Raw genomic sequence first — 25,182 nt, 5'->3', positions numbered from 1 at the left:
TGCTACTTCGTAGCAGAGTAGAATAGTGATGATTTATATACATTGCAATTTGCCGTTAAATTCGCCTGTTACTCTTGCTGTGATAATCTCATTGCGGCAAAATTTATTTACTCCTTCACATTCTGCCTCGATATAGTGTTGTGTATGGCCGTAATTTTCGCGTTCGATTAAGATTTTCACGTCTTGGCCGATAAAATTTTTTATATAATTATTATACAGTTCCCGGCCAAGTTTTAACGCTTGAGAGACCCGCAAAATTTTTATATTATGTGAGACTTGATTACTCATATTTGCCGCCGGAGTCCCCTTTCTGACTGAATACGGGAATATGTGAACCCGACCGAGTTTTGACTCTTGCATGATTCTTAACGTGTTATTAAATGCGTTATCGCTTTCAGACGGGAAGCCGATTAATATATCGCTCGAAATGTGCAGATTTTCACCGAGTTTTTTGCGTGCATTATCACAAATATTCAAGAAATCCCGTGATGTATAGCCCCTTCTCATGAGTGATAAAATTTCGTCATCGCCGCTCTGTAAAGGCAAATGCAGATGAGGGCAGAATATTTCACAGTCTGATAGACTATCAAGCAAATTATTATCAAGCGCAAAGGGTTCAAGAGATCCGAGTCTGATTCTAGCAAGTCCGGGAATTTTGGCCGACTCGTTGATTAATTCAGCAAGCGAAAAATTTATATCCCGCCCGTATAGCCCTAAATGAATCCCAGTAAAAATTATTTCTCGTGTGCCGCTGTCAATTAAGCGTCTAATCTCTTCAAGAATGCTATAAACCGGACGACTCACAGGCCGCCCCCGCAAATATGGAATTATGCAATAACTGCAAAAGTGATCGCAGCCATCTTGAATCTTCATAAATGCCCGTGAATGCATGAGGGGTGAATTAATTGCAAGTTCTTCCCATTGAGTTATATCAAATATATTTTTTACGCGCAAATCCTGAAAACTTGAATCTTGAGATTTTATTTTCTGCGCAATAATACCGGGCAAAATATTTTTACTCTTTGAGCCGGCAAGAATATTTATTCCCAGTGATTCAGCAGTTGACGAGTCAAGACTCTGACTCCAGCAGCCGCAGACAGCCAAAATCTTATCAGGAGCTAAAAATTTTCTAGCACGCCTGACCAATTGCCTACATTTTTTATCAGCTTCTCCAGTTACTGAACATGTTACTATTACAGCAGCGTTAATATTTTCGCTTAAATTTTCGGTGATTTCTGCTCCCATTGACTTAAGCGAGCCCGCAATAAATTCGCCCTCACAGAGACTCGACCTGCACCCGAAAACGTGTATATATATTAGCCCCAGCTCTTGACCGCTCTGCATCCCCACCAGTCCCCGAATCTTAATTCTCTCTCGATCTTCATTCCCGACGAATTCAACACAGAAGTAAAAGTATAGCTCTCTACGTTTGTCATTCCGGAAAAAATAGCGACTCCCTTAGGCTTTAAAACTTTCTTAACGTCCGGTAACATTGCCAAATTCGGATTTAATAAAATATTAGCCGTCAAAATATTCACTTGACCTGTGAAGCCCTTTAGCAAATTAGCAACTGATAAATTACAAACTTTTGGATTAATCCCGTTTAGATTCATATTTCGCTTGGCCTCGTCTATAGTTGTCGGGTCAATGTCGCGCGCTATGGCCTTATCTGCTCCGAGCTTTAACGCAGCAATAAATAATATTCCCGTCCCCGTGCCTATATCAAGAATTACATCACCGGTCTTAACAATTTCTTCAAGTAATGAGAGTGCTATTCTTGTGCTTTCATGATAACCCGTGCCGAACGCGCTCGCAGGAAATATATAAATGGGAATTCTGCCCGGCTGTATTTCTTCTTTAGCGTGCCAAGGTGCCATAACGACAAGACTCTTCCCGACATTTAGCGGCGGGAATGCGTCAAAATGCTGTCTTTCCCACGGCTGATTACTGGTCTTGTAACACCGCGATAAATCAACGTCCTTAAATTCCGGCTCATTCAGTAAATTATTAACTTGATATAATACGTCATCGATCCCCCGTGAACCTTCATAATCTGCCCTCATAAATAAACACCTCCCCCGTGTCTTATCATGTTCGTGAAAGAAAAATGAGCCTATTGACTCAGTAAGTGCTGAAATCGTGCTTAATTTTTCCTCGTTAATTTCTATATTGTGCCGTGATACCGGTATGCTAAATTCTATAGTCCACCAGTAATTATATTTCTCGTCTTGAGCTTTCTTGTAACTCTCCAGCTCGTCAGTGTCATTCATGATAAAAATTTTCAACTCCTTTATATATAATGCTATCACAGTGAGACGCGATATTTTGCGAGTTAGTCATAAAATAAATATTTTTGCGCGATATAGCGAGACTCATTCACGATAAAATTTTATATAATGCTGTCATAAATAAGGCATGATATTTTGCGAGTCATTCCTGATAAAAATTTGTAATGCGTGCTTATTCATGCTGTAACTAAAAATTTTCCTGCTTCCTGTTTAATATTTGCTTTTCGTACTCATTCCCGCTCGTTATTAATTATTCTTATGCTATCATATAACTTGCTTTAAATAAATTTTTTTGCTTAGATAATAAATATATTTCATGAGACAGAAATTTTTTATAATTATTGACTGCCTCATGTGTTAAATATGACGTATTAAATAAATTTTTTTGCTGGGAACTATCTATATAATGAGACAGAAAATTTTTATAATAATCTTGACTGCCTCATGCGTTGAGTATGACGTATTAAATAAATTTTTTGCTGGGAGCGATAATTAATGAGACAGAAATTTTTTGCGTATATTTTCATGATAATAATAATATTGACTGCCTCATGCGCCGAGTCAAGTATTCGAGCGAGATTCTTATTTATAGGCGATATAATGGCACATAAACAGCAGCTCGATGCAGCACGCTACAAGGGACAAAATAAATCACTTGCTGGGACTTATGATTTTTCGCCTCAATTCCGGAGAGTCAGGCCGTTATTAATAAATTCTTTCTTAGTGGGCAATCTTGAGACTACTTTTTCAGGGAAGAAAAAAAAATTAAATTATTCCGGTTATCCATTATTTAACACGCCTGATTCACTTGCTGACACTCTGAAAAATTATCTTGAAATCGACTTATTGACTCTGGCAAATAATCACATTTTTGACCGCGGCGCGGCCGGAGCAAGACGAACTACTGAAATTTTAGACTCTCAAGATATAAACTGGACGGGGCTGGGACTCGATAAAATCCCGTCAAATGACGCTGTAATTCTCGACAATAACGGCATAAAAGCGGCTTTCATAAATTATTCATACGGGAGTAACTTATGGCCGAAATCTAATGACGTGCATTTAAATACTTTGAGTCAAGAAAATATTTTGTCAGGTCTTAAGCGCGCTAAAAGTTTGAGTCCGGATATAATAATAGCCTGCTATCACTGGGGATATGAATATCACTATCAGCCCAGCATTTACCAGAAGAACGACGCTAATACGACTCTAAATAACGGGGCGACTCTGATAGTCGGGACTCATCCGCATGTTTTGCAGCCTGTAGAAGTCAGAATCTCAAATAAATATCCAGTAAAAGCCGTAGCATGGTCGCTCGGAAATTTCGTATCATTTCAGAGAACTCTCCCGCGTGAAAGGACTTATATTTTAGCGGCTGAATTTGAGAAAGATAACGGCAAAACTAGACTTGTTAAACTCTCAGCAGCTCCCCTTTATGTCTTAGCACCGGGACAGAATAAGACCGAGATTATTTACACGGGGACTCACGAAGACACGATTAATAAATTGGACTTCACGGGATTAAGTAAAGCGCAAATCGCAAAATTTCAGAGAATAGGCCGGGCGACTCTTGACTTTCTCGGAGCTTCAGACGAAATTGACGAATACGGATTTTATACGCTATGGAAAGAAGAGTCATTTGATATTTTACCGGTGAGCAGGCGCAAGAGTCCTAAAGATTAATTTTTCCTAGCAAATATAGTAATAATTGACATCACTATAAACGATAAAATTATTCCGCAGGTTGACGCGTTCAATACTGCAAACCCGAAATTAATCGCGTGACTCTCTGTAAAAAATGTCAAGTAAAGAGTCAATATTACACCCGACAAAGCCGAGAGAACTGCCCCGAAATTGTTAGCTCGTTTCGTGAATAAGCCAAATAATAACGGTGCTGATAGTGATACGCTCATTAGTGAATAAAATATAGTGAGTGCTGAAATTATGCTCTCAAGTTTTAACGCTAAAATCACGCCTAAGACCCCGCATAATATACTCACAACGCGCGAATAATATAATAATTTCTTGTCGGAAATATCGGGATTAATGAATCGCTTATATAAATCATTAGTTATTGAGCCTGCTAACATGTATAAAACTGTGTCGGCCGTGCTTACTTCAGCGGCAAAAATAGCAGCCAATGCAACACACCCAGCTAAAAACGGCATCATATTTTTCATTGCAGCAGGTAACGCCAAATCAGCCCGTGCTAAATCCGGAAATTCAGCAAATGCAGCCATCCCGATCAAAACAGGAATCACAGCAAAAATTAATTGTACAAGCCCATTTAAAGAAGTCCCGATCTTGATAGCTCTCTCATCACGAGCCGCGAAAATTTTTCCTATTAGTCCGGGAGAAATAAAGAAAGAAGGCACTAACATTACTATATAGCCTATAATAGCCGTGCTTCCCATTCCGGTGAAATCAAAATATGACGAGTCAGAAATTTTTGACTGAATCCCAGCGAGTCCTCCCGAAAAATTTATCACAAATGGCAGCGCAATAATAAATCCCGTTAAAATCACTGCGACTTCTATAATATTCACAAATGCACTTGAAAGCAAGCCCCCCGCAGCAAAATATATTGTAGTAACTACTGCACCGATTATTACGCCGTGACTCTTGGGAATATTAGCTACTACTTCAAGAATCCATGCCACGCCCAGCAACTGGCCAGCAAATAAAGCAAGAGTCCCGATTGACATCATTAATGCTATAATCCCCGAAAAAATTTTACTGTAACGCCTATCAAGATAATCGCTCAAAGTATAAAAATTTTCCTGCCTAGCAATCCGCCAAATTTTAGGCCCGACTATGAACGCAAGAATTAACGAGCCAAGCCCCGCGCTTCCTATCCACCACCATGCACTGAGGCCATATTTATAAGCAAGTGCAGTAACTCCGACAGTTGAGCCCGCGCCTAAGTTCGCAGCAATTAAAGTTGTGAATAACATTCCCGAGTTCAATTTACGCCCGGCAACAAAGAAATCTGATGCCGATCTCGCTTTACGTCCGATAAATGCCCCGATTAAGATTAATAATACAGCATAAATAAATATAAATACTAGCATTATAGAGTCCTCCAGTTAAATAATTACTCGCGCAAAAAAAAATTCCCTGCCTAGACTCTCGCATTATCTAAACAGGGCGTAATTTCTTCCGTCATCTCATGAAAAATTTTTTAGCTGGGGAACAGGGATTCGAACCCCGATTACATGATCCAGAGTCACGCGTGCTGCCGTTGCACCATTCCCCAAGAATTTATTTTGTGTGTGTACTTATCGCAAAGCACTTGAAAATTTTATCAGCAAAAATAAAAATGTCAACACGTTTAATGCTATAATCATGAGCGAATAAATAAATTTTTAAGGGAGTATATATAAAATTGTCTAAAAGAGTTCTTGTAACAGGCGGAGCGGGATTTATAGGCTCACACTTGTGCGAAAAATTGCTGGAACAGGGCAACGATGTAATTTGCGTTGATAATTTATTCACAGGTCAGAAAAATAATATCAGGCACTTAATGCAGAATGATTATTTTGAGTTCATACGTCATGACATAATAGAAAATATTTACGTTGAATGCGATCAAATTTATAATCTTGCCTGCCCTGCCTCGCCGATTCACTATCAATATGACCCGATTAAGACAAGCAAAGCTAATTTTATGGGAGCATTAAACACTCTCGGACTTGCTAAGAGATGCCGCGCTAGAATATTGCAGGCGTCAACTTCTGAAGTTTACGGAGATCCTGAAGTCCACCCCCAGCCTGAAAGCTATAGGGGCTGTGTAAATACAATCGGGATTCGTTCGTGCTATGACGAGGGGAAGAGAATAGCCGAGACACTTTTTTTTGACTATCACAGGCAGCACAAAGTCGATATTAAAATCGTGAGAATCTTTAACACTTATGGGCCGAGAATGAGACCTGATGACGGCCGAGTTGTAAGTAATTTTATAGTTCAGGCGTTGAAAGGCGAGAATATTACAATTTACGGCGATGGGAATCAGACTCGGAGCTTCTGTTATGTGAGTGATTTAGTTGACGGAATTATTAAGATGATGAACAGTAAAGACGATTTCACAGGGCCTGTAAATTTAGGTAACCCCGGAGAATTCACAATGTTAGAATTGGCCGAACTAGTTTTAAAGCTGACCGGCTCAAAATCAAAAATTGTACATATGCCGCTGCCTCAAGATGACCCTACGCAAAGAAAGCCCGTTATCGAACTAGCAAAGAAAGAATTAAACTGGGCACCGACAATAAAATTAGAAGACGGCTTAATTCCCACGATTGAATATTTCAAGAAAATTATATCGCAATAAATGTATAGAAAAATTTTCAAGCGTTTAATTGATATTGCCGCGAGTCTTGGTGCGTTAGTTATTCTTGCTGTTCCCATGATAATTTTTGCGCTGATAATTAAACATGAGGACTCCGGGCCTGCGTTATTTGCACAAAAAAGGGTCGGGCGGGGCAAGAAATTTTTTAACATGTACAAATTCAGATCTATGAAATTAAATACTCCTCATGATGTGCCGACTCACTTGCTCGAAGATCCCGAAAAATATATATTGCATTGCGGCCGGTGGATGCGTAAATACTCAATTGATGAGCTGCCTCAGATTATAAATATTCTTAAGGGTGATATGTCAATAGTCGGGCCTCGTCCTGCATTATGGAATCAAGACGATTTAATTTCAGAACGCGATAAATACGGAGCTAATAATATTAGACCGGGCTTAACAGGCTGGGCACAAATTAACGGGCGCGATGAGTTAGAGATTCCAGTAAAAGCAAAATTTGACGGCGAATATGTCAAGCGCGAGTCATTCATGTTTGATTTATTATGCATAATCAAGACTTTCACGAACGTATTTAAGCATAAAGGAGTAATCGAGGGCGGAACAGGTGCAATAAATAAATTATAATTCTGTCTCGTTTATGCTTTGTGCTAGAGTGTAAAGCCTGTAATTATTCCTGTAAATGCTTAAATCTTGAGAGTAAGCAAGCGAGCCGAACGCCTTATTAACGAGTTTGATTTTACGCGCTAAAATTTTTAAGATCCATTCAAAGCCTGGCAGCAATAAAATTTTTTTGTTGTGAGAATTCGCTATTAATTTCACAAGTTCTGAAGTATTCGAGTACTCGCTGTTTTGAGGCCAAAAAAATCCGCGTTCTTGATTAGTGATTATCAGGCGCACGAACTCGGCAAAATTTTTTATATAAAGCATTGAACGTGTATTATTAATTTTAGGGAAGGCCGGCAATTTTTGAGCAAGTTTAGCTAACAGGGGATAATTTCCTTTGCAGAATTTGCCGTAAATCATAGGACATCGCAATATACAAATTTTAAAATTTTCGTCATTCAGGGGCGTTAATAGATTCTCGGCTTTGAGTTTGCTTTCACCGTAATAGCTTGCCGGGCTTGGCTGTGTCTTGCGGGTTATAAATTTTTCGCGGCCTATAGGAGCTGACTCACCGTAAATTATTGACGAACTCATATAAATAAATTGCTTGACTCCCTCGCGCTTGGCCTTGAGTGCTGTGTTATATGCGAGATTTGAATTTATAGCAAAATATAAATCTTTTGAGGAGTCATTAACTTTTTTTGCGTCATCGTGTGCAATCCCCGCCGCGTGAAAGATTGAGTCAAACCCTGAAAAATTTTCATTCTCCCAGTCCTGACCGTGAAGACTCAAAAATTTTACTTTGTGTCCATGTGCTAATAAGTGATTTGCTAAGTTCGTCCCCGTGTAACTGTTTTGTCCCGTTATTAGAATATTCATGATTAATATTTGCCTCTGTTCCTGTTTGTGATTGTGAATGAGAATGCTTTAAAATTTTTATCTTGATTATATTAGAAACTTTCTTGACGCGTATAATTTGAGCGGGTAATTTCTTTCTTTTCTTTGAGGCAATTAATATCCCGTCGGAGTCTTCTTTGCCTAAAATTTTCCATTTAGTGCGGACTCGTTTATCTTTATCGCGGTATGACTTGACTTCGTATATATAAATTGTATTATTGATTCGTTTGCGTATAATTGAACTCATAAAAAACTTTCACCCTTTCACAGCTAAAATATAAATTTTACTAATACATTTACTAATACAGAATTATATCATAAAACTTTCAGCGGGTTGAGTTTATAATCACAAAAAAATTTCTATCATGAAAAAATATCAACGCGATAAATATATACACGGGATAAAAAATTTTGTACGAGTCTTAATAAAAAAATTTTGCTGTCATGATAAATATAAATCTCAAAAAATTTTTATGTGATAGAATTATGATAAGAAAAAAGGGGGAAGCGAAGGGAGTTAGCTTTTATTCCCCTGAAAACTTTAAATTAAAGCACCCAGCTACTTGGAGCACTTATCCCATATAAAGCAGACAAGTTTCGCTAAATAATAGAGAGCAGCGATGAGGTGATGTATCCCGGGAAGGAAATCACGTCGCTGCTTCTTGCTGGTGTGTTTCTTGCCTTTACGTGAAGACATTCGCATTCACCGCCTTAGTGCAGGGCGGATCCCCATTCGGTGTAGAGTTCCCTGCTTGCTCACTGGGGCTCCCTCTGGAAATAATTATATCAGTCTTAATGAATGAATAAAATTTTTCTGCATATGTGATAGAATATAATTAATAAAGGGGGAAGCGAAGGGAGTTAGCTTTTATTCCCCTGAAGAAAATTAGTGAGTGAAGTCCTTATCGGACAAACCTATCCCACATAAGTAGGACAAGCCTCACCACCCAATAAATGACAGCGGCCAAGTCTCTAATCCAGGCAAGGATTGAACGCCGCTGTTTTCGTTTATTGGTGCGTTTTTTGCTTTTACGCAACTACATTCACCTCACTTTTACAGGGCGGCTCCCCGTTGGACGATGAGCCCTGCACTGCATCCGGGGCTCCCTCTGGGAATAATTATATCAGCATTAATAAATAATAAAAATTTTTTGCGTGTGTGATAGAATATAATCAATAAAAGGGGAAGCGAAGGGAGTTAGCTTTTATTCCCCTGAATTAAAAAACGCCAGTTTATCCGGTTCTACTTACCTAACAGAGTCAGGATAAGCTTCACGAGATAATAAAGAGCAGCGAGAGCATGATGTATCCCGGCAAGGAAATCACGTCGCTGCTTTTTGTTTTTACCGGCGCGCTTCTTGTCTTTATGTTGCTTAGACATAGCTTTCACCAACTTTCCACAGGGCGGATCCCCATTTTCGGAGTGGTGAGTCCCTGCTTGCTCACTGGGGCTACCTCTGGAAATAATTATAGCAGTCTTAATGATATTATATTAATCATGTTATACTGTTTATATTTATAAAAATTTAATGGAGCTGAAAATTTAATTATGCCCGACGAACTTGACCCGACTACTGCGAGACTTGTATCAGAACTTGCGACTCAAATGCTGCCTTCACTGACTAAGGCATTAAATAACGCTGTACCCGCCGAACAATTTGCAAGCGCACTCGAACGCACTAATAGAATGTCTCAAGATCTGCGCTCCCATATCGAGAAAAATATACGCTCAAGCATAGAAGATAATAGATCCGGCCGAAGTATGTTAATTCAGTCTATGGCATCAATGCTTGAAGAGTTCACGAGCCTTAAACGCCAGATCGAAAAATTATCGGACAAATTAACGGCTATTAACTCAGGACTCGATAATATAATCAAGAATGCCGCAATCAATAACGAGAATAAAGAGTCAGAAAGCAAGAATAATAAAGATAATCAATCCGGGCAAATTTTAATGAGTGAACTTGCAAATATTCAGGAAATGTTAAGCGAACTAGTGAAGGGACTGCAGAGTTTCAGCGAGACTTATACACGAGATTCGCAAATTTCACAGCAAAAAAATAATAATAATATTTCTGACAAGAATAGCAATAATAATAACTCGCAAATTATAAACGAGAAATTTATCACGAATTTATTTACTGGGCTTGAAGGAGTTATTAAATCACAAGGAATGACTCACAGTCAGGAAATAAAAGAATTATCGCGCGAAATTGACTCGTCTCAGGAACAAAATAATATCGCACTCAATCACGAAATAAGAGAGGCCATTAATGAAGAACTTGCTAATTTCATGAATTCTGACTCACAAAATAAAACAAAGCGGCCAAGCTCGTTAATAATCAAGATTTTAGCCGCAATGTCCGGTACATGTATAATTTTTATGGGCGTGATAATTTATTTATTACTGCGATGATAAAGCCCGAATTTTGTAGCAAAGACTCTTAGCATAAACGTTACTAGACGCAAATTTTTCCGCCATCTGCTGGGCTCCTGTAATTGACGATAAAGCCATTCAAAGCCTATTTTCTGAATCCATTTAGGAGCTCGAATCAAATGCCCCGAAAAAACATCAAACGCCCCGCCGACTCCGACTGCTAACAACGGCCCGAGTCTTTCACGGTGAAGATATACCCATTTTTCTTGTCTAGGCTGGCCCATTGCTGCCAGTAAAATTTTTGCCCCGCTTTCTCGTATACTATCAGGAATTGCAGTATCATTTATGTCAAAATATCCGTCATGAGTTCCCGCAACTATTAAGCCCGGAAATCTTTGTTGTAAAACTTGCGCGCAAATTTCCGCAGTATCTCCCGCAGCTCCGATAAAATAAACCGGCCAATTTTCTGAACTCGCCGCTCTGCATAACTGTTCGGCAAAATCTATACCGGCGACTCTTTCTTGAACGGGACTCCCTAAAATTTTCATGCCTAAGCACAAGCCCGACCCATCAGCAAGAATCATAGCTGACTCTTTCACAATCTCGAAAAATTCAGGGTCGTCTATAGTCGTCTCCATTCCGATAGCGTTTAGAGTTACAACAAGATTTGCGCGTTCGTCCGGGGGATTATGAATCAAGCCGCGAGCCTTTGACACTGCATAATTCATTGAGACATTATCAAAGCTGATCCCCCATAATGAAGGCTTATCACCCGATAATTTTTTGCGTGAACGTCTGAATATAAATAATATAATCGCAACGACTAATATAATCAGCCATTTATTCCAGACTGCCGCAATACTCGTTAAAGCACACAAGCCCGCTAAATATTGCACTGCCTCGCCGTGTTCTGTCCCTCCGTCAAGCATTCGGCTGTAAATTTTGCCGACTCCGTGTTTATTATCATCTGTGTCGCTTAATAAGTCCTTAGCAAAATTTATAACAATCTCTATAACTGGTATAGCAAATAATCCCAGCGATAAAAATAAAATCGTGCTTAATACTATACCTTTTGTGCTGCTTATTATTGCAGTGCCGGCCACTATTACGCCCCACATCGAAGCTAGAGACTTCCCGGCCTGTCTGTACATATTCCCGAATCGGCTCCAGAATGCAACAAGCAAAATTAACCCCGCAAATGACATGAAAAACGCTCCGCCCTCTGTTACGAGACAAGCAGCTAACATCATTACGAACGAGACGGCCAAGACATGACCGAGCAGCCCCGAAATCTCGTCTAAATACCTGAACACAAACGGGAAGAAGCTGAACCATATTGTCCCGGCTATAAACGAGAAGGCAGGAGTCAAATAAATATATTCATTGTCCGGAAATCTTATAAAATTTACGCCCGGCCCGAAATATGCACACAACGCGCCTATTAATGGATATAATAATTGCCACCGGGCATCGTTATAAATTACTTCAGCAATACCGGCGACATTCGCAAGCATAGCACAGCAAACTACGACTCGAGCTTCAAACGAGCCGAACCATGACGCAAGAATCAGCCACGAACCGCACAATAAAATATCCCGCAAATAATTATATTGTTTGGGAGGTAAAGCGCGCTTTACGTAAAATTGAACTCCTACGCAAATTATCGCAACTGATAGACAGCCCGAAATTATTAATACACTATCGGGAAGTGATTCTAGTAAGGCCATCCATGTAAGGCACGAGCGCATCAGGAATATTTATACTCCCGTCCTCGTTTTGGTAATTCTCGATTATTGCTATTAAAGTACGTCCTACAGCAATCCCCGATCCGTTCAAAGTATGTGCAAATTTTATTTTGCCGCCGTCTGAAGGTCTATAACGCAAATTCATCCGCCGAGCCTGAAAATCTTCACAGTTTGAACACGAGCTGATTTCTCTATATTTATTTTGTGATGGCAGCCAGACTTCTAAATCATATGTCTTGCATGAGCCAAAGCCTATATCGCCCGAACATAAATTTACGACTCTATACGGCAAATTCAATAATTCTAAGACTTCACCGGCATTATTTGTTAATTTTTCGAGTTCGTCATAACTTGTCTCAGGTGTGCAGATTTTCACCATTTCCACTTTGTCAAATTGATGCTGCCTCATTAAGCCCCTGACATCACGCCCCGCGCTTCCTGCCTCACGTCTAAAACATGGAGTGTAAGCAGTATAATACAAGGGCAAATCTTTCTCATCTAATATGCTTTCACGATTTAAATTTGTTAATGGAACTTCAGCCGTAGGAATCAGCCATAAATCATCATTCTGTAATTTATATAAATCTTCGGCGAATTTAGGGAGCTGGCCCGTTCCTTCAAGAATCGCGGATCTTACCATGAAAGGCGGCTCAACTTCCAAATAACCGTGTTTCTTAGTGTGTAAATCCAACATGAAATTAATTAGCGCGCGTTCCATTCTTGCACCGAGTCCCTGCAAAACTGTGAATCTACTTTGTGCGAGCATTACTCCCCGTTCAAAGTCCATTATGCCAAGCGGCTCGGCTATATCCCAGTGAGGTTTTGGCTCAAAGTCAAATTTTCTGATTTCTCCCCACGTCCTGACAACTGGGTTATCATTCTCGTCATTGCCGATCGGAGTAGTTGCGCTTAATTTATTCGGAAGAGTCATTAAATAATTATGTAATTCTGACTCAATTTCTGCGAGTTCTGAGTCAAGAGACTTTATTTTATCGCCCATTGCTTTAATTTCAGCTTTTAACGCGTTCACGTCAATATCAGGATTATTTTTTGCGCTGCCTATTTTGCGGGATCCCTCGTTGCGTTTTGCCTTCAAGTCTTCAGTCTCGCCGATAATTTTGCGCCGTCTCTCGTCAAGCCCTGTGAGAATGTTTAAATCAAAATCGTGTTTGCGATTCTTTAAGCATTCCCCGTACTCTTTCATGTTTGCTAGAATATATTTAATATCAAGCATTATAAATTTTCCCTTCTTCTATATTATTATTATTATTATTACGCCTAATATTTTTCAGCAAATTAGCCATCTCTATAGCATTCACTGCACAGTCTGAGCCCTTATTGCCCGATTTGCTGCCAGCCCGTAATAAAGCCTGATCAAGTGTATCACAAGTAAGAACTCCGAATATAACGGGGACTCTGTGATTAAGCCCGACACTTGCCAAACCTTTAGAACTTTCTGCTGCTACATAGTCAAAATGCGGAGTATCTCCCCTGATAACTGCTCCCAGTGCAATAATAGCGTCATATTTTCCGGTTAAAGCGAGTTCCTGCGCTATTAATGGCAGCTCAAAAGCTCCGGGAACCCAGAAAATTTCTATAGAATTCCCTGATACGTCATGACGCATTAAAGCATCTTTTGCCCCGTCAATTAAACGCGAAGTAATCAGCTCATTAAAACGAGACGCGGCAATCGCAATATTTAAGCCTGTGCCGATTAATTTTCCTTCTGTGATCTTCATACTAAATTAATGACCTCCTGAAAAAATATGTCCCATTCGAGACTCTTTTGTGTGTAAATATTTCTTGTTAAATTCATTAGCGGCGATTAAAATCGGGACTCTTTCTGTAATTTCTATGCCGTATTGCTCAAGTCCTGAAATTTTGCCGGGGTTATTTGTCATGAGTCTAATTTTCTTTAGGCCTAAATCCTGCAAAATCTGCGCTCCCGTTCCATATTCGCGCATATCGGGGGGGAATCCTAAAGCGACATTTGCATCAACAGTGTCAAGTCCTTCATCCTGCAATTTATAGGCACGCAATTTATTTAACAGCCCGATCCCTCGGCCTTCCTGACGCATATATAATAATACTCCGCGTTTTTCGCCTGCAATCATTGAGAGTGCTTTGTGTAACTGAGGCCCGCAGTCGCACCTTAGAGAGCCTAATACATCGCCCGTGAAGCATTCACTATGAATTCTAGTTAAAACACTTTCAGGCGTTAATATATCTCCCATTGTCAAAGCTAAATGAGTGTGTGAGTCATCATCCTGCGTGATACTTCTATATGCATGAACGGTAAAGACTCCCCATTCGGTGGGAATGTCAACGGATAATTTTTTTTCGACCCGTTTAAATTCAGAGTGCTTTATAATAATTTCGTGTTCGTGATTATGACATTTCAAAAAATTTTCATCTCGCTTTATTATTAATGCAATATTAGCATAATTATTATAAAATTTTCCGGGTTATTTTTTCTTACTCGTTGACTTCTTTATTTCGTCAAGTAATTTTTTTGCCCTGTCATCATTAGATTTCTTGAGCCATTCAGCAGCCTTTGAGTAATCTTTTGCCACGTCTCCGCCTTCATAATACATCAGGCCTATAAAATATGGAGCGTCTTTATTACCGTTTTCAGCCGCTTTTGTCAGCCACTTCAAAGCTAATTCAGGATCTTTTCTCCCATCGCCGCCGTAGCCGTCTTTATAATATGTTCCTAGCTCAAATTGTGCCTCATTGTGATTCTGTTCCGCAGCTTTTTGCAGTAGAGACATTTTTTTCTTGTCATCGTCGTCATTATCTTCTGTGAGTTCTTCAATGTAAGCTCTTGCGAGGAGATATTGCGCTTCAGGATTCCCATTTTCAGCGAGTTTTTTGAGCCAGCCGGCTATTATTTTTTCGTCAATGTCAAGCCACTTAGGTATCTTGTCAAAGTCATAATTATAACGAATATTGACAAACTCACGAGCTATTTTGCATTGAGCTTCAGGATCTCCGGACTCTGCATTTTTTCTCACAGAGTTCATATCTTCAGCAGCCGCAGTCCCAGCAAGAAAGCAAACAAGAAATACTACTAATAATAAACGTTTCATAAATAAATCATTCCCTTCAAGTTTATATTTATATTAAATTATTTCATAATCAACTGTGTGCTTCAAGCTGTGAAATGTAATAATATTTTTGCTTTATATCTTGTAAAATTTAGTATGAAAATTTATAATGGCTAAAACAATAATGCATGTGTGATAATATTATATTCTAGGCTTTCTCATCAAAAAATTTTAGATTTATAAATATAATTTATTTGGAGCGTGCTATGTTAGGTGTAATTGATGTAGGCGGGGGGCTTCGCGGAATATATGGGACGGGAATATTAGATTATTGTCTAGATCAAGGCATTAAATTTGATTATTGTATAGGTGTTTCTGCGGGAAGTGCTAATCTTCTTTCTTATTTGGCTGGTCAACGTGAATATAACTATCATTATTTTTGTGAATATTCATTCCGAAAAGAATATATGAGCTTGAAAAATTTTCTACACAAAGGCTCTTATTTGGATATGGATTATATTTTCAGTAAATTATGTAATTCCGATGGTGAAATGCCGTTGAACTACCCAGCTATTATAAAATCAGGTATCCCCCTGCGCATTGTAACAACTTCGGCCAAGACCGGGAAGACTGTTTATTTTACGGAAAAAGATTTACAGCAGGATTGTTATAATGTGATAAAGGCATCTTGCAGTTTTCCGGTTATAAATCGTCCGTATATTATTAATAATGAGCCGTATTATGACGGTGGAATTAGTGATCCCATTCCTGTAGAGAAAGCAATAAATGACGGGTGTGATCGTTTAGTTATTATCTTAACAAAGCCTAATATTTTATATCATGACCGCCTAAAATGGAAAATATTTTCATGTTTTATTCAACGGGAATTCCCGAAAGCTGCCAAACTTCTAAGACATCATAATTCTTTGTATATGGCCAAGATAAGAACAGCTATGAAATATGCCGATGAAGGGCGGGCCCTGATTATTGCACCCAAGACTATTTATAATATGACTATGCTCACAAAAAATAAAAGTATACTACAAAATTTATATAATGACGGTATACGCGATGCACAGGCAATAAATAATTTTATAAAAAGGGGGACGTGATTATGCAAAGCAAATATCAAATTTTTATTAGTTACCGCCGGGATGGTGGTGAGGATTTAGCTCGTTTGCTGGAAAATAAACTTACTGATCGCGGATTTAAAGTATTCTTTGATGTTGAGTCGCTGCGTTCAGGTGCTTTTAATAAGGCTTTATTTGAGAAAATTGCCGAATGTATTGATGTATTAGTTGTGCTGCCTCCTCATGCCCTAGACAGGTGTGTTGATCCTAATGACTGGGTAAGATTAGAGATAGCTCGTGCCTTAGAACTGGATAAAAACGTAATTCCTATTATGATGCGTAATTTCGAGTTCCCTGAAATTTTACCGGCTGATATAGACGAGCTTAGACACATGAACGGGATTAGCGCAAATAATGAATATTTCGACGCGTCAATTGAAAAACTTGTTTCACATTTTATACGCAGTAAACCTTTAGACGGCACTATCAGCGACGAACAATTACTTGAAGAGGCTAATAACGGCAATATATCAGCAATGAATGCCATGGGATTACGTTATGAATTCGGCTCAGAATCGTTATTAATTAATCAGCAGAAAGCCTTTGATTTCTATAATAAATCAGCACAGGCAGGAGATCCCGGAGCACTCTATAATTTGGGAGATGTTTACGAGCAATGTGAGAAAGATTTATCACTTGTCTATGATTACGGAATAGAGGGGACGATTAACAAAAAGAGTGCTGATGAAGCAAGGAAAGAAATGCATCACCGTGCTTTAAACTGTTACAATCAGGCCGTAAAAATGAATTTTGCTCCTGCTATTTATCGTTTAGCAAATTTTGCCGAGAATGATAAAGATTTTGCAAGTGCGCTTAAACTCTATCAATCAGCAGCAGATTTGAATTATCCGCCTGCACAAAACGCGCTGGGTTATTATAAAATGAACGGCATTATGACAAATACTGATCCTAAATTAGCTGTTGCCCTGTATAAACAAGCTGCAGACGCTGGATATGCACCGGCAATCTATAATTATGCCCACGCTATGGAATTACGGGATGTCGAGAAAGCCATTAAACTTTACAAAAAAGTAGCTTTCGGTGAAGACGCAATCCCACAAGCTGCCTTATCTTTAGCACATCTTTACGAGAGATCTTTACACGATTTGCGTAATGCTGTGAGTTATTATCGAATTGCTTATGAAACCGGCATTCAAGAGGCGGGAGAAAGTTTAAAGCGTTGTCAAGATATTCTATTTAATAATGATGAAGCATAAACCGGAGGACTAAAATATGAATCAGAATATTTCTAATTATATAAGCGCAATGAAGAAGCAGAATCACAATATTTATGACTTGAGTCAAATTCTATATAAATTTGTAATTGCATTATTTATTGTTATATGGGTATTGTTATTTTTTGATGTACAAATTCATTATTTTGCGAGCTTGACTCAAATTTTCATTTGGGCTGCCGGTTTAATATTTGTCCCGTTCATTGCTCTTATAGGTAGAAGAGTGAAAAATAATATTATTCCATATTCGCGAAAAGATAAATTTGAATTTCTGGGATTATATGATCTTAAAGACAGCAATATAGACAAGGGGCATGATATTCTTTCAAGAGATGAAGAAATAAAGTACATGCATCAAATTTTAGAAGAAACTATATTCCCTCAGACTTCAATGAAACAGGCACTCTGCATTACGGGCCCGAGTGGAAGCGGTAAATCAATTATTTTGAACTTTTTTAAGCGGGCTTATAAAGATGAGTACGAAATTTTTGATTTTTCCGGAAATTATCATGAATTTTATGGGCGTATGATATTTTTATTAGGAAGCAATATAGATCAGAGAATAAGCGCGATAACTTCCACCGGGAAGGCAGTTTTTATCTTGGACCAATTTGAACGTTTTTTCTTCTTATCTAAGCCTGAACAAGCAAGAATACAAGAAATTATGCGATATTTATGCAGAAAGAATACCGGTATTATTATTTCACTTAGAGAAGAGTATTTAGCTGATTTCCTGAAAAAATTTGACATGAATAATCTTTTATCAGCTGAGGAAGGATCAGATCATGCCTCACATGGTATATTCAGAAAATTATTCAGCGTAATTGAGAAAAAAAATGACATGAATTCCCCGGCATTATCACTCCTGCGTCCGACAAAAACAAGCATATGGGAATCTTATACTATCAAGAATAATGCATTAGTTCATTTAGACACATATGGGATCGGTGCTGATCGTGTTATTCTTGAAAAAATGGGAGCTACTTTATTATATTGCCGCAATCAAAATGAAATGAATTTCCAGATTAACGGCGAAAACTCAAACGCTTCTATACTTGAGAGCAAATGCAGAATTTTATTCGGGGAAGATGGTTCATTACTCTTTAACAAGCATATTAATGAGCCTTTGATCGAACAGCAAATTATATTTCACATGGCTGAATTCAATCAAAAAATATTAATGTACTCTAATGAAGAGCTGCATAAATTTATAGATAAGGACAGTAATGAATTATTAGGCCAATATTTTGATTATCAATTAGCATCGTGCAGTAATTATTTTCATGCTTCGAGATTATTATATTTATTGAGTCAAGCGAGGATTAATCAACTTTCACTAAAAACTGAAGACTTAGAAAATTACTTGTTCCCGAATTTATTTACGAAAAATGGCCATGAAGATATGATGAATATCATTCAACAGCTTGAGACGGTGCAATTAATACGAAAGAATACAGAGGGGAGCAGTTTGGAATATGAGATTGCTCACGATTTTATTGCGTCGTCTTACTTGAATTACTGTTCTACAAATATGGATCGTAATGTAAAGAATGCTCTTGATTTATTTATGTCCGAACATATGGACGACAAGCGAAATTCTAATACATTTTTTCAAGAGAAAATTTCTTATAGAAAGAGTGTATATGACCAGCATTTTTACAGGAATTCGACTTGTTTTACGCTCGCTTTGATGTTTATCGCATATTTTACGCAGCGTTTTATCTTTAATCCATGGACGACTATATGGAGCGGGTTAAATCCTTATGGCTCTTATTTTCCGGCATTTCCGCTTTTTATAACAATTCTAGGCGTTGTATATTTTTATTATATGATTGACAGGACTGTTAAATATTATAGAGGCGATAAAGTGTTATGGGCCAAGATAGTTTATATTATACTTCTGATTTTAGCTTTCATGGGAGTATTTGCTTACCCTCATTTTTTATTCTTTGACGGTTTAGGCGTATCATTTGCAAGTTTTAATATAGTAACTCTCTTGGATCAAAATTATCGTCAAACTTGTAGAAATGAGCTGCGTGCATACGGTTCAAAATCATTTATGATCGGGACTGTATTTGCCTGCGTACATATTTTCTATATGAAGAATAATCCTCAATTTGCTGATTTCCTGATTTTGAGTGAGTTTATCATGTTTACGATATTAATTGCATATGGCTTTGTTGTGCATATGACTCAAGAATATATATTTGCTCGTATGGCAGATTCGGCCAGTGAGAAGACTGTTAAATAATTTTCTATCTAGCAAATGACTAATAAAGAATTTTGGCAGCTTTTGAAGCGTAAATTTTACTCGCTAATAATGATTTTGCTTCCTGCTTCAGTAATATTTTTGATTATTGCTGTAATTCTGGGACTGATTCCATATTTTTTGCCCGATGAAGTGCTTATATCATGGAAGAATAGCATTATTAATTACAGTAAAAATCCATTAGAGTTAAAAAATTTCTTGCTGGAAAAAGGATCGTACGCTGAAATTATATTTATTTTGCTTCAAATTCTGCAAGTAGTAATTGCTCCCATTCCCGGGCAGGCTGTAGCGTTTGCAGGCGGCTTTATTTTCGGTTTCTGGAAGGGCTGGCTTTTAACGACACTTGGCCTATCAATTGGGAGTTTTATAGCGATGGCCGGAGCGAGAATCTTAGGATATAAACTTGTCAGAAAAATAGTATCAGATTCGATTATAAAACAGTTCGACAGAGTCATTTACGAGGGCGGTTACATGACATTTTTCATGATATTTTTGCTGCCTGCACTTCCTGATGACTCTGTATGCTTTATGGCTGGGCTGACAAAGTTAAAATTATTGCCTCTGTCTCTAGTCTGTTTAATTGGACGTGCTCCCGGAATGATAGTATTATCTCTTCTTGGAAGTGGAATTGCCAGCGGTTTGGCTGCCGAAGCGTATATTTTATTTGTTATTATGATATGCATTGCCTTTTTCCTGTGGTTATTCTGGGAATATGTTGAAGATTGGATCTATGAAAAAATAAATCTCAAATTTTAATATATTGCTTTATAGAATAGACGAATATTTTAAATTAATTTATGTTACTATATAATTTATTTACGAATTGAATTACATAAGCAGGAGCAATATTTTACTATAAAATTGTTTGCTTTCATTAATTTGCAGCTTAATAAATTTTTTGACAAGGGGGTAATTTTTGTGCTAGATAGTTCTTTTTACGCAAAGACAGACGAAATTTTAAGCAAATATCCGGCGCAGGAACGTTCATTAATTCCTATTATTCACGAGATTCAGGAGACTTGGAATTATATTCCTGTTGAGCTGCTTTCTTATGTTGCCGAGAAAATCGGAATAACTGAGACAAAGGCTTATAGTGTTGCGAGCTTCTACGAAAGATTTTCATTTGAGGCAAAGGGCAAATATATTATCAGAGTTTGTGACGGTACGGCCTGCCATGTTAGACAATCTGTGCCGGTGCTTGAGCGTCTTCGTTCGGATTTAGGGCTTTCTGAGAAGAAACACACTACTGATGATATGTTATTTACTGTTGAGACTGTTTCATGTTTAGGGGCTTGCGGTCTTGCTCCGGCGATGATGGTAAATGATACAGTTCACCCGGCAATGACTCCGGATAAGGCCACAGCACTAATAAAAGAATTGAAAGAGGAGGCCGCAAACTCATGAACAGAATCCAAAATTTTGAAGAGTTAAAGAAATTTCACGAACTTTTCAGCGAGAAAGTGAAAAATGCTCCGTGCCGTGTATTAATTTGCGCTGGTACTGGGTGTCAGGCTGGAGGGAGTGCGAAAATTGCGGAACGTTTTAATCAGCTTGCAGGTAATGACGAAAATATTTCTGTAGAATTTGCCCCCGAAGCTGCCGGCCATCCCGTGGGAGTCCGCCGAACCGGTTGTCATGGATTCTGCGAAATGGGCCCGCTTGTGAGAATAGAGCCTCAGGGGATTCTATACACAAAAGTTAAGCCCGAAGACTGCGACGAAATTTTTGAGAAAACAATCAAGAACGGCGAAATTATTAATAGACTCCTTTATAAAATGGACGGCAAAGAATATATAACGCAGGAAGAAATCCCATTTTATGCAGGTCAGACTCGAGTCGTTCTCAAAAATTGCGGACATATTGACGCGGAACACATAGAAGAGGCAATAGCGAGCGGGGCATATTTAGCACTTGCAAAATCTATTTTTACCATGACTCAAGACGAAGTTATACAAAAAATTCTTGATTCAAACTTGAGAGGACGAGGCGGCGGAGGATTCCCGGCTGGCAGGAAATGGCAGCAAGTTGCAAGTCAACCCGAAAAAGTCCGCTATATTGTCTGTAACGGCGATGAAGGCGACCCAGGTGCTTTTATGGATCGTTCAATTATGGAGGGCGACCCTCATAAAATGATCGAGGGCATGATTATAGCGGCTTATGCTGTCGGAGCTCATGAAGGTTATATTTATGTTCGTGCGGAATATCCTTTAGCGGTCAAGAGATTGCAGCGGGCTATTGAACAGGCGACTGAAGCGGGCTTACTCGGTGAAAATATTTTAGGATCAGGATTTAATTTTATTCTGCATATAAATCGCGGTGCAGGTGCTTTTGTCTGCGGTGAAGGGAGCGCATTAACGGCCTCAATCGAAGGGAAGCGCGGAATGCCCAGAGTCAAGCCTCCTAGAACAGTTGAGCAGGGATTATTTGAGAAACCTACAGTATTAAATAATGTAGAAACTTTTGCTAATGTTCCCATGATAATTAATAACGGTGCAGAATGGTTTAAGGGATTCGGCACAGAGAAAAGCCCGGGCACAAAGGCATTTGCTTTAACTGGCAGCGTGAAAAATACAGGCTTGATTGAAGTCCCATTCGGAATAACACCTCGCGAAATAATTTTTAACATAGGCGGGGGGATTCGCAACGATAAAAAATTTAAGGCTGTACAAATAGGCGGACCTTCAGGAGGCTGCTTAACTGAAAATCAGCTCGATGAACCTCTTGATTTCGATAACGTTAAAAAATTGGGCGTAATAGTCGGCTCCGGCGGTCTTGTCGTAATGGACGAAGATACTTGCATGGTTGAAGTGGCTAGATTCTTTATGGAATTCACACACAGGGAATCTTGCGGGAAGTGCGTCCCATGCCGTGAAGGTACTCTCAGAATGCTTGAGATTTTAGAGAGAATCGTAGCAGGTCAGGGCGAAATGCAGGACATCGAGAAATTACGCACTCTATCAGACTTGATTATTAACACGGCTTTATGCGGTCTCGGAAAAAGTGCGCCTTTACCAGTTGTCAGCACTCTTGATAATTTCTTAAATGAATATCTTGAGCATATCCAGAATAAAAAATGTCCGGCTCATGTCTGTCAGAAACTCAAGCAATATATTATCGATAAGTCAAAATGCAAGGCCTGCTCAAAATGTGCGAGGGGCTGCCCTGTACAAGCAATTCACGGCGCGCCAAAAACTCCGTACGAAATCGATCAATCTAAGTGCATTAAGTGCGGTGCTTGTATTTCTGCTTGTCCGTTCAAAGCTATCTATATTGCTTAGGAGGTGCATACAATGGGAATTATGAAAATTGACGGCTACCCAGTCGAATTTACTGACGAACCGAATATTTTATCAGTCATAAGGAAAGCCGGAATCGATTTGCCGACTCTGTGCTATCACTCTGAACTCTCAATTTATGGAGCTTGCAGGCTTTGTAATGTTGAAGACGATCGCGGCCGAGTTTTTGCGTCATGTTCAGAACGTCCGCGCGACGGCATGAATATTAAGACAAATACCCCGCGGCTTGTGCGTTATAGACGAATGATTATAGAGTTATTGCTTGCTTCTCATGATCGTGATTGTACATCATGCGTTAAGAGCGGAGACTGTGATTTGCAGAAACTTGCTCACAGGCTCGGAGTTGCAAGTGTGTCATATCCTGCTCACAAAGGAGATCACCCGATTGATTTCAGCTCGCCTTCAATAATCAGGAATCCAAATAAATGCATACTTTGCGGCGACTGTGTTAGAGTCTGCGAGGGTATACAGGGAGTTAATGCTATTGATTTCACGAAAAGAGGCACATATGCAACAGTAGCACCGGCATTTGATAAGGCACTTGCTAAGACTGATTGCGTAAATTGCGGTCAATGCCGTGTAGTATGTCCGACGGGAGCAATAAGCATTAATACGAATATCCGCCCGGTCTGGGAAGCCCTATCAGATCCAAATGTGAAAGTTTTTGCGCAGGTAGCTCCGGCTGTAAGAGTTGCAGTTAGTCAGGCATTTGGAGGCGAAAGAGGCGAAAACGTCATGGGCAAAATCGTGGCTGCTCTTCATAGACTCGGCTTTGATGAGGTTTATGATACGACTTTCGGAGCTGATATGACAATTTTAGAAGAAAGCAAGGAATTTCTTGAAATTTTTGAGAAGGGCGGACCATTCCCGTTATTTACGTCGTGCTGTCCTGCGTGGGTTAGTTTCTGTGAAAAACGCTGGCCGGAATTTGTGCCTAATATTTCAACAAGTTATTCACCGATTCAAATGCTGGGCTCAGTGGCACGTGAATATTTTGCAGATCCCGCTAAAAACGAGGGCAAACAGATTCTTTCTGTTGGTATTATGCCGTGTACAGCTAAGAAGGCCGAAATTTTACGCGAAAATCTTAAACGAGACGGCAAACAAAATATTGATTATGTTCTCACAACTGAAGAATTAATAACTATGATTAAGCGTGCAGGTATTCAATTCGACAGACTCGAAAGTGAAGCTGCTGATATGCCTTTCGGAATGGGATCAGGAGGCGGCGTAATATTCGGAAATTCAGGCGGAGTTATGGAAGCTGCACTCCGTACACTTTGCGAGGGCCCGGAACGTTCAGCGATTGAAGAATTGAGACACAGCGGAGTCAGAGGTCCAGGCCCATTGCGTGAATTTGTTTTCCATTACAAGGGCAATGAGATAAAAGCGGCTGTTGTAAGCGGACTTGCTGAAGCTGATAAATTATTGCGGGCAATTAAGAGCGGAGAAAAATTTTTCCATTTTGTTGAAGTCATGGCATGTCGGCGCGGCTGTATCATGGGAGGCGGGCAGCCTACTCACGCAGGATTCAGGACAAAAGAAGCCCGTAAACGCGGTTTATATGATTCTGATGTTAATACTCAAATTAAGAAATCAAACGAGAACCCGACGGCACTATCTATTTATCAGACGTTAATAAAGGGTAGAGAGCACGAACTTCTTCACAGTCATAGCCATTAAATAAATTTATTAGCAGGCGACAGGGTATTTATACGAGTTATTTATATCTTGCCCCTGCTTATTCTAATATTTCAAGCTAATTAAAAGCATCTCCCGTTAATTTTCCGAGAAATGCCCTATTTTTCCTGATTTATTGTTGTAACTCGCTTAAAAATTTAAGTCGAGAGTTATTCTGATGGAGGCGGAGCGTAACCCACGAAACTCACGACCTAATAATGCTGAAAGTCAAAATTTCTTAGTTATTATCAAACATTAAAGGCTAAATAAATATAATTGTGAGTAGAAATTCGGATGCTCTCTTCT

The 25,182-nt window shown here is 39.0% G+C and carries 21 protein-coding genes and 1 tRNA gene; 11 read left to right on the top strand and 11 right to left on the bottom strand.

The window, feature by feature from the left end; translation table 11 throughout:
• Nucleotides 1-33 precede the first annotated feature (33 nt).
• Entirely contained in the window at nt 34-1,344 is a 1,311-nt protein-coding gene (locus IJS99_09895; GenBank protein MBQ7562119.1) for a MiaB/RimO family radical SAM methylthiotransferase, read from the bottom strand.
• Entirely contained in the window at nt 1,317-2,270 is a 954-nt protein-coding gene (locus IJS99_09890; protein MBQ7562118.1) for a 50S ribosomal protein L11 methyltransferase, read from the bottom strand. Before IJS99_09890 ends, IJS99_09895 begins: the two co-directional genes overlap by 28 nt.
• A gap of 513 nt (nt 2,271-2,783) precedes the next feature.
• On the opposite strand from IJS99_09890, the gene IJS99_09885 reads away from it, so the two are divergent.
• Complete coding sequence (locus IJS99_09885; protein MBQ7562117.1) at nt 2,784-3,971, top strand: CapA family protein; 1,188 nt, start codon at nt 2,784-2,786, stop codon at nt 3,969-3,971.
• Here the strand turns inward: IJS99_09885 and IJS99_09880 are convergent.
• Nucleotides 3,968-5,359, bottom strand: a complete 1,392-nt coding sequence (locus IJS99_09880; protein MBQ7562116.1) for a sodium:solute symporter family protein — start codon at nt 5,357-5,359, stop codon at nt 3,968-3,970. The two genes, IJS99_09885 and IJS99_09880, sit on opposite strands and share 4 nt — an antisense overlap.
• Before the next feature lie 114 nt (nt 5,360-5,473).
• Nucleotides 5,474-5,544 (bottom strand) — tRNA-Gln (locus tag IJS99_09875).
• A 129-nt stretch (nt 5,545-5,673) separates the two neighbouring features.
• On the opposite strand from IJS99_09875, the gene IJS99_09870 reads away from it, so the two are divergent.
• Together IJS99_09870 and IJS99_09865 are read left to right on the top strand one after the other, a co-directional pair.
• Nucleotides 5,674-6,615 carry an SDR family oxidoreductase gene (locus IJS99_09870; GenBank protein MBQ7562115.1) on the top strand — a complete coding sequence of 314 codons (942 nt, stop codon included), beginning with the start codon at nt 5,674-5,676 and terminating at the stop codon, nt 6,613-6,615.
• A complete protein-coding gene (locus tag IJS99_09865) occupies nt 6,616-7,221 on the top strand; it encodes a sugar transferase (GenBank protein ID MBQ7562114.1) in 606 nt (201 codons plus the stop codon). It begins immediately after the preceding gene.
• Here IJS99_09865 and IJS99_09860 read toward each other — a convergent pair.
• Together IJS99_09860 and IJS99_09855 are read right to left on the bottom strand one after the other, a co-directional pair.
• On the bottom strand, nt 7,216-8,079 hold the full coding sequence (locus tag IJS99_09860; GenBank protein ID MBQ7562113.1) for an NAD-dependent epimerase/dehydratase family protein: 864 nt from the start codon (nt 8,077-8,079) through the stop codon (nt 7,216-7,218). The two genes, IJS99_09865 and IJS99_09860, sit on opposite strands and share 6 nt — an antisense overlap.
• Nucleotides 7,961-8,344, bottom strand: coding sequence for a hypothetical protein (locus IJS99_09855; GenBank protein MBQ7562112.1), 384 nt, complete (start codon nt 8,342-8,344; stop codon nt 7,961-7,963). Before IJS99_09855 ends, IJS99_09860 begins: the two co-directional genes overlap by 119 nt.
• Before the next feature lie 1,302 nt (nt 8,345-9,646).
• Here IJS99_09855 and IJS99_09850 point away from each other — a divergent pair.
• Nucleotides 9,647-10,513 (top strand): hypothetical protein, encoded by an 867-nt coding sequence (locus tag IJS99_09850; protein MBQ7562111.1) that lies wholly within the window; start codon nt 9,647-9,649, stop codon nt 10,511-10,513.
• Here the strand turns inward: IJS99_09850 and IJS99_09845 are convergent.
• Genes IJS99_09845 through IJS99_09825 form a run of 5 tightly spaced genes read right to left on the bottom strand, consistent with a single transcriptional unit; the run spans nt 10,495 to nt 15,308 of the window.
• The gene (locus IJS99_09845) at nt 10,495-12,222 is read right to left on the bottom strand and encodes a WecB/TagA/CpsF family glycosyltransferase (protein MBQ7562110.1); all 1,728 of its coding nucleotides are present in this window, start codon (nt 12,220-12,222) and stop codon (nt 10,495-10,497) included. The genes IJS99_09850 and IJS99_09845 overlap by 19 nt on opposite strands.
• Complete coding sequence (gene serS, locus IJS99_09840) at nt 12,173-13,453, bottom strand: serine--tRNA ligase (GenBank protein ID MBQ7562109.1); 1,281 nt, start codon at nt 13,451-13,453, stop codon at nt 12,173-12,175. Before serS ends, IJS99_09845 begins: the two co-directional genes overlap by 50 nt.
• Nucleotides 13,446-13,958: a 6,7-dimethyl-8-ribityllumazine synthase gene (locus IJS99_09835; protein MBQ7562108.1), complete on the bottom strand. Its 513-nt coding sequence runs from the start codon at nt 13,956-13,958 to the stop codon at nt 13,446-13,448. The genes serS and IJS99_09835 overlap by 8 nt, the downstream gene beginning before the upstream one ends.
• A gap of 6 nt (nt 13,959-13,964) precedes the next feature.
• The gene (gene ribA / locus IJS99_09830) at nt 13,965-14,654 is read right to left on the bottom strand and encodes a GTP cyclohydrolase II (GenBank protein ID MBQ7562107.1); all 690 of its coding nucleotides are present in this window, start codon (nt 14,652-14,654) and stop codon (nt 13,965-13,967) included.
• Nucleotides 14,655-14,684: 30 nt separating this feature from the next.
• A complete protein-coding gene (locus tag IJS99_09825) occupies nt 14,685-15,308 on the bottom strand; it encodes a sel1 repeat family protein (GenBank protein MBQ7562106.1) in 624 nt (207 codons plus the stop codon).
• 224 nt (nt 15,309-15,532) lie between these two features.
• Between IJS99_09825 and IJS99_09820 the strand changes: the two genes are divergently transcribed.
• The 7 genes from IJS99_09820 (at nt 15,533) to IJS99_09790 (ending at nt 24,879) form a co-directional block, all read left to right on the top strand.
• Nucleotides 15,533-16,378, top strand: a complete 846-nt coding sequence (locus IJS99_09820) for a patatin family protein (GenBank protein MBQ7562105.1) — start codon at nt 15,533-15,535, stop codon at nt 16,376-16,378.
• Nucleotides 16,379-16,380: 2 nt separating this feature from the next.
• Complete coding sequence (locus IJS99_09815) at nt 16,381-17,613, top strand: toll/interleukin-1 receptor domain-containing protein (protein ID MBQ7562104.1); 1,233 nt, start codon at nt 16,381-16,383, stop codon at nt 17,611-17,613.
• 16 nt (nt 17,614-17,629) lie between these two features.
• A complete protein-coding gene (locus IJS99_09810; protein MBQ7562103.1) occupies nt 17,630-19,882 on the top strand; it encodes an ATP-binding protein in 2,253 nt (750 codons plus the stop codon).
• Between the two features lie 42 nt (nt 19,883-19,924).
• A complete protein-coding gene (locus IJS99_09805; GenBank protein MBQ7562102.1) occupies nt 19,925-20,656 on the top strand; it encodes a TVP38/TMEM64 family protein in 732 nt (243 codons plus the stop codon).
• Between the two features lie 162 nt (nt 20,657-20,818).
• The gene (locus IJS99_09800; protein MBQ7562101.1) at nt 20,819-21,304 is read left to right on the top strand and encodes an NAD(P)H-dependent oxidoreductase subunit E; all 486 of its coding nucleotides are present in this window, start codon (nt 20,819-20,821) and stop codon (nt 21,302-21,304) included.
• Nucleotides 21,301-23,178: an NADH-quinone oxidoreductase subunit NuoF gene (locus IJS99_09795; GenBank protein ID MBQ7562100.1), complete on the top strand. Its 1,878-nt coding sequence runs from the start codon at nt 21,301-21,303 to the stop codon at nt 23,176-23,178. Before IJS99_09800 ends, IJS99_09795 begins: the two co-directional genes overlap by 4 nt.
• 12 nt (nt 23,179-23,190) lie before the next feature.
• Nucleotides 23,191-24,879, top strand: coding sequence for a (2Fe-2S)-binding protein (locus tag IJS99_09790; protein MBQ7562099.1), 1,689 nt, complete (start codon nt 23,191-23,193; stop codon nt 24,877-24,879).
• Nucleotides 24,880-25,182: the final 303 nt, after the last annotated feature.

The sequence above is a fragment of the Synergistaceae bacterium genome (genome assembly GCA_017444345.1).
In the GTDB taxonomy this organism is placed as follows: Bacteria; Synergistota; Synergistia; order Synergistales; family Aminobacteriaceae; genus JAFUXM01.
This window is presented reverse-complemented; position numbering and strand designations above follow the sequence as displayed.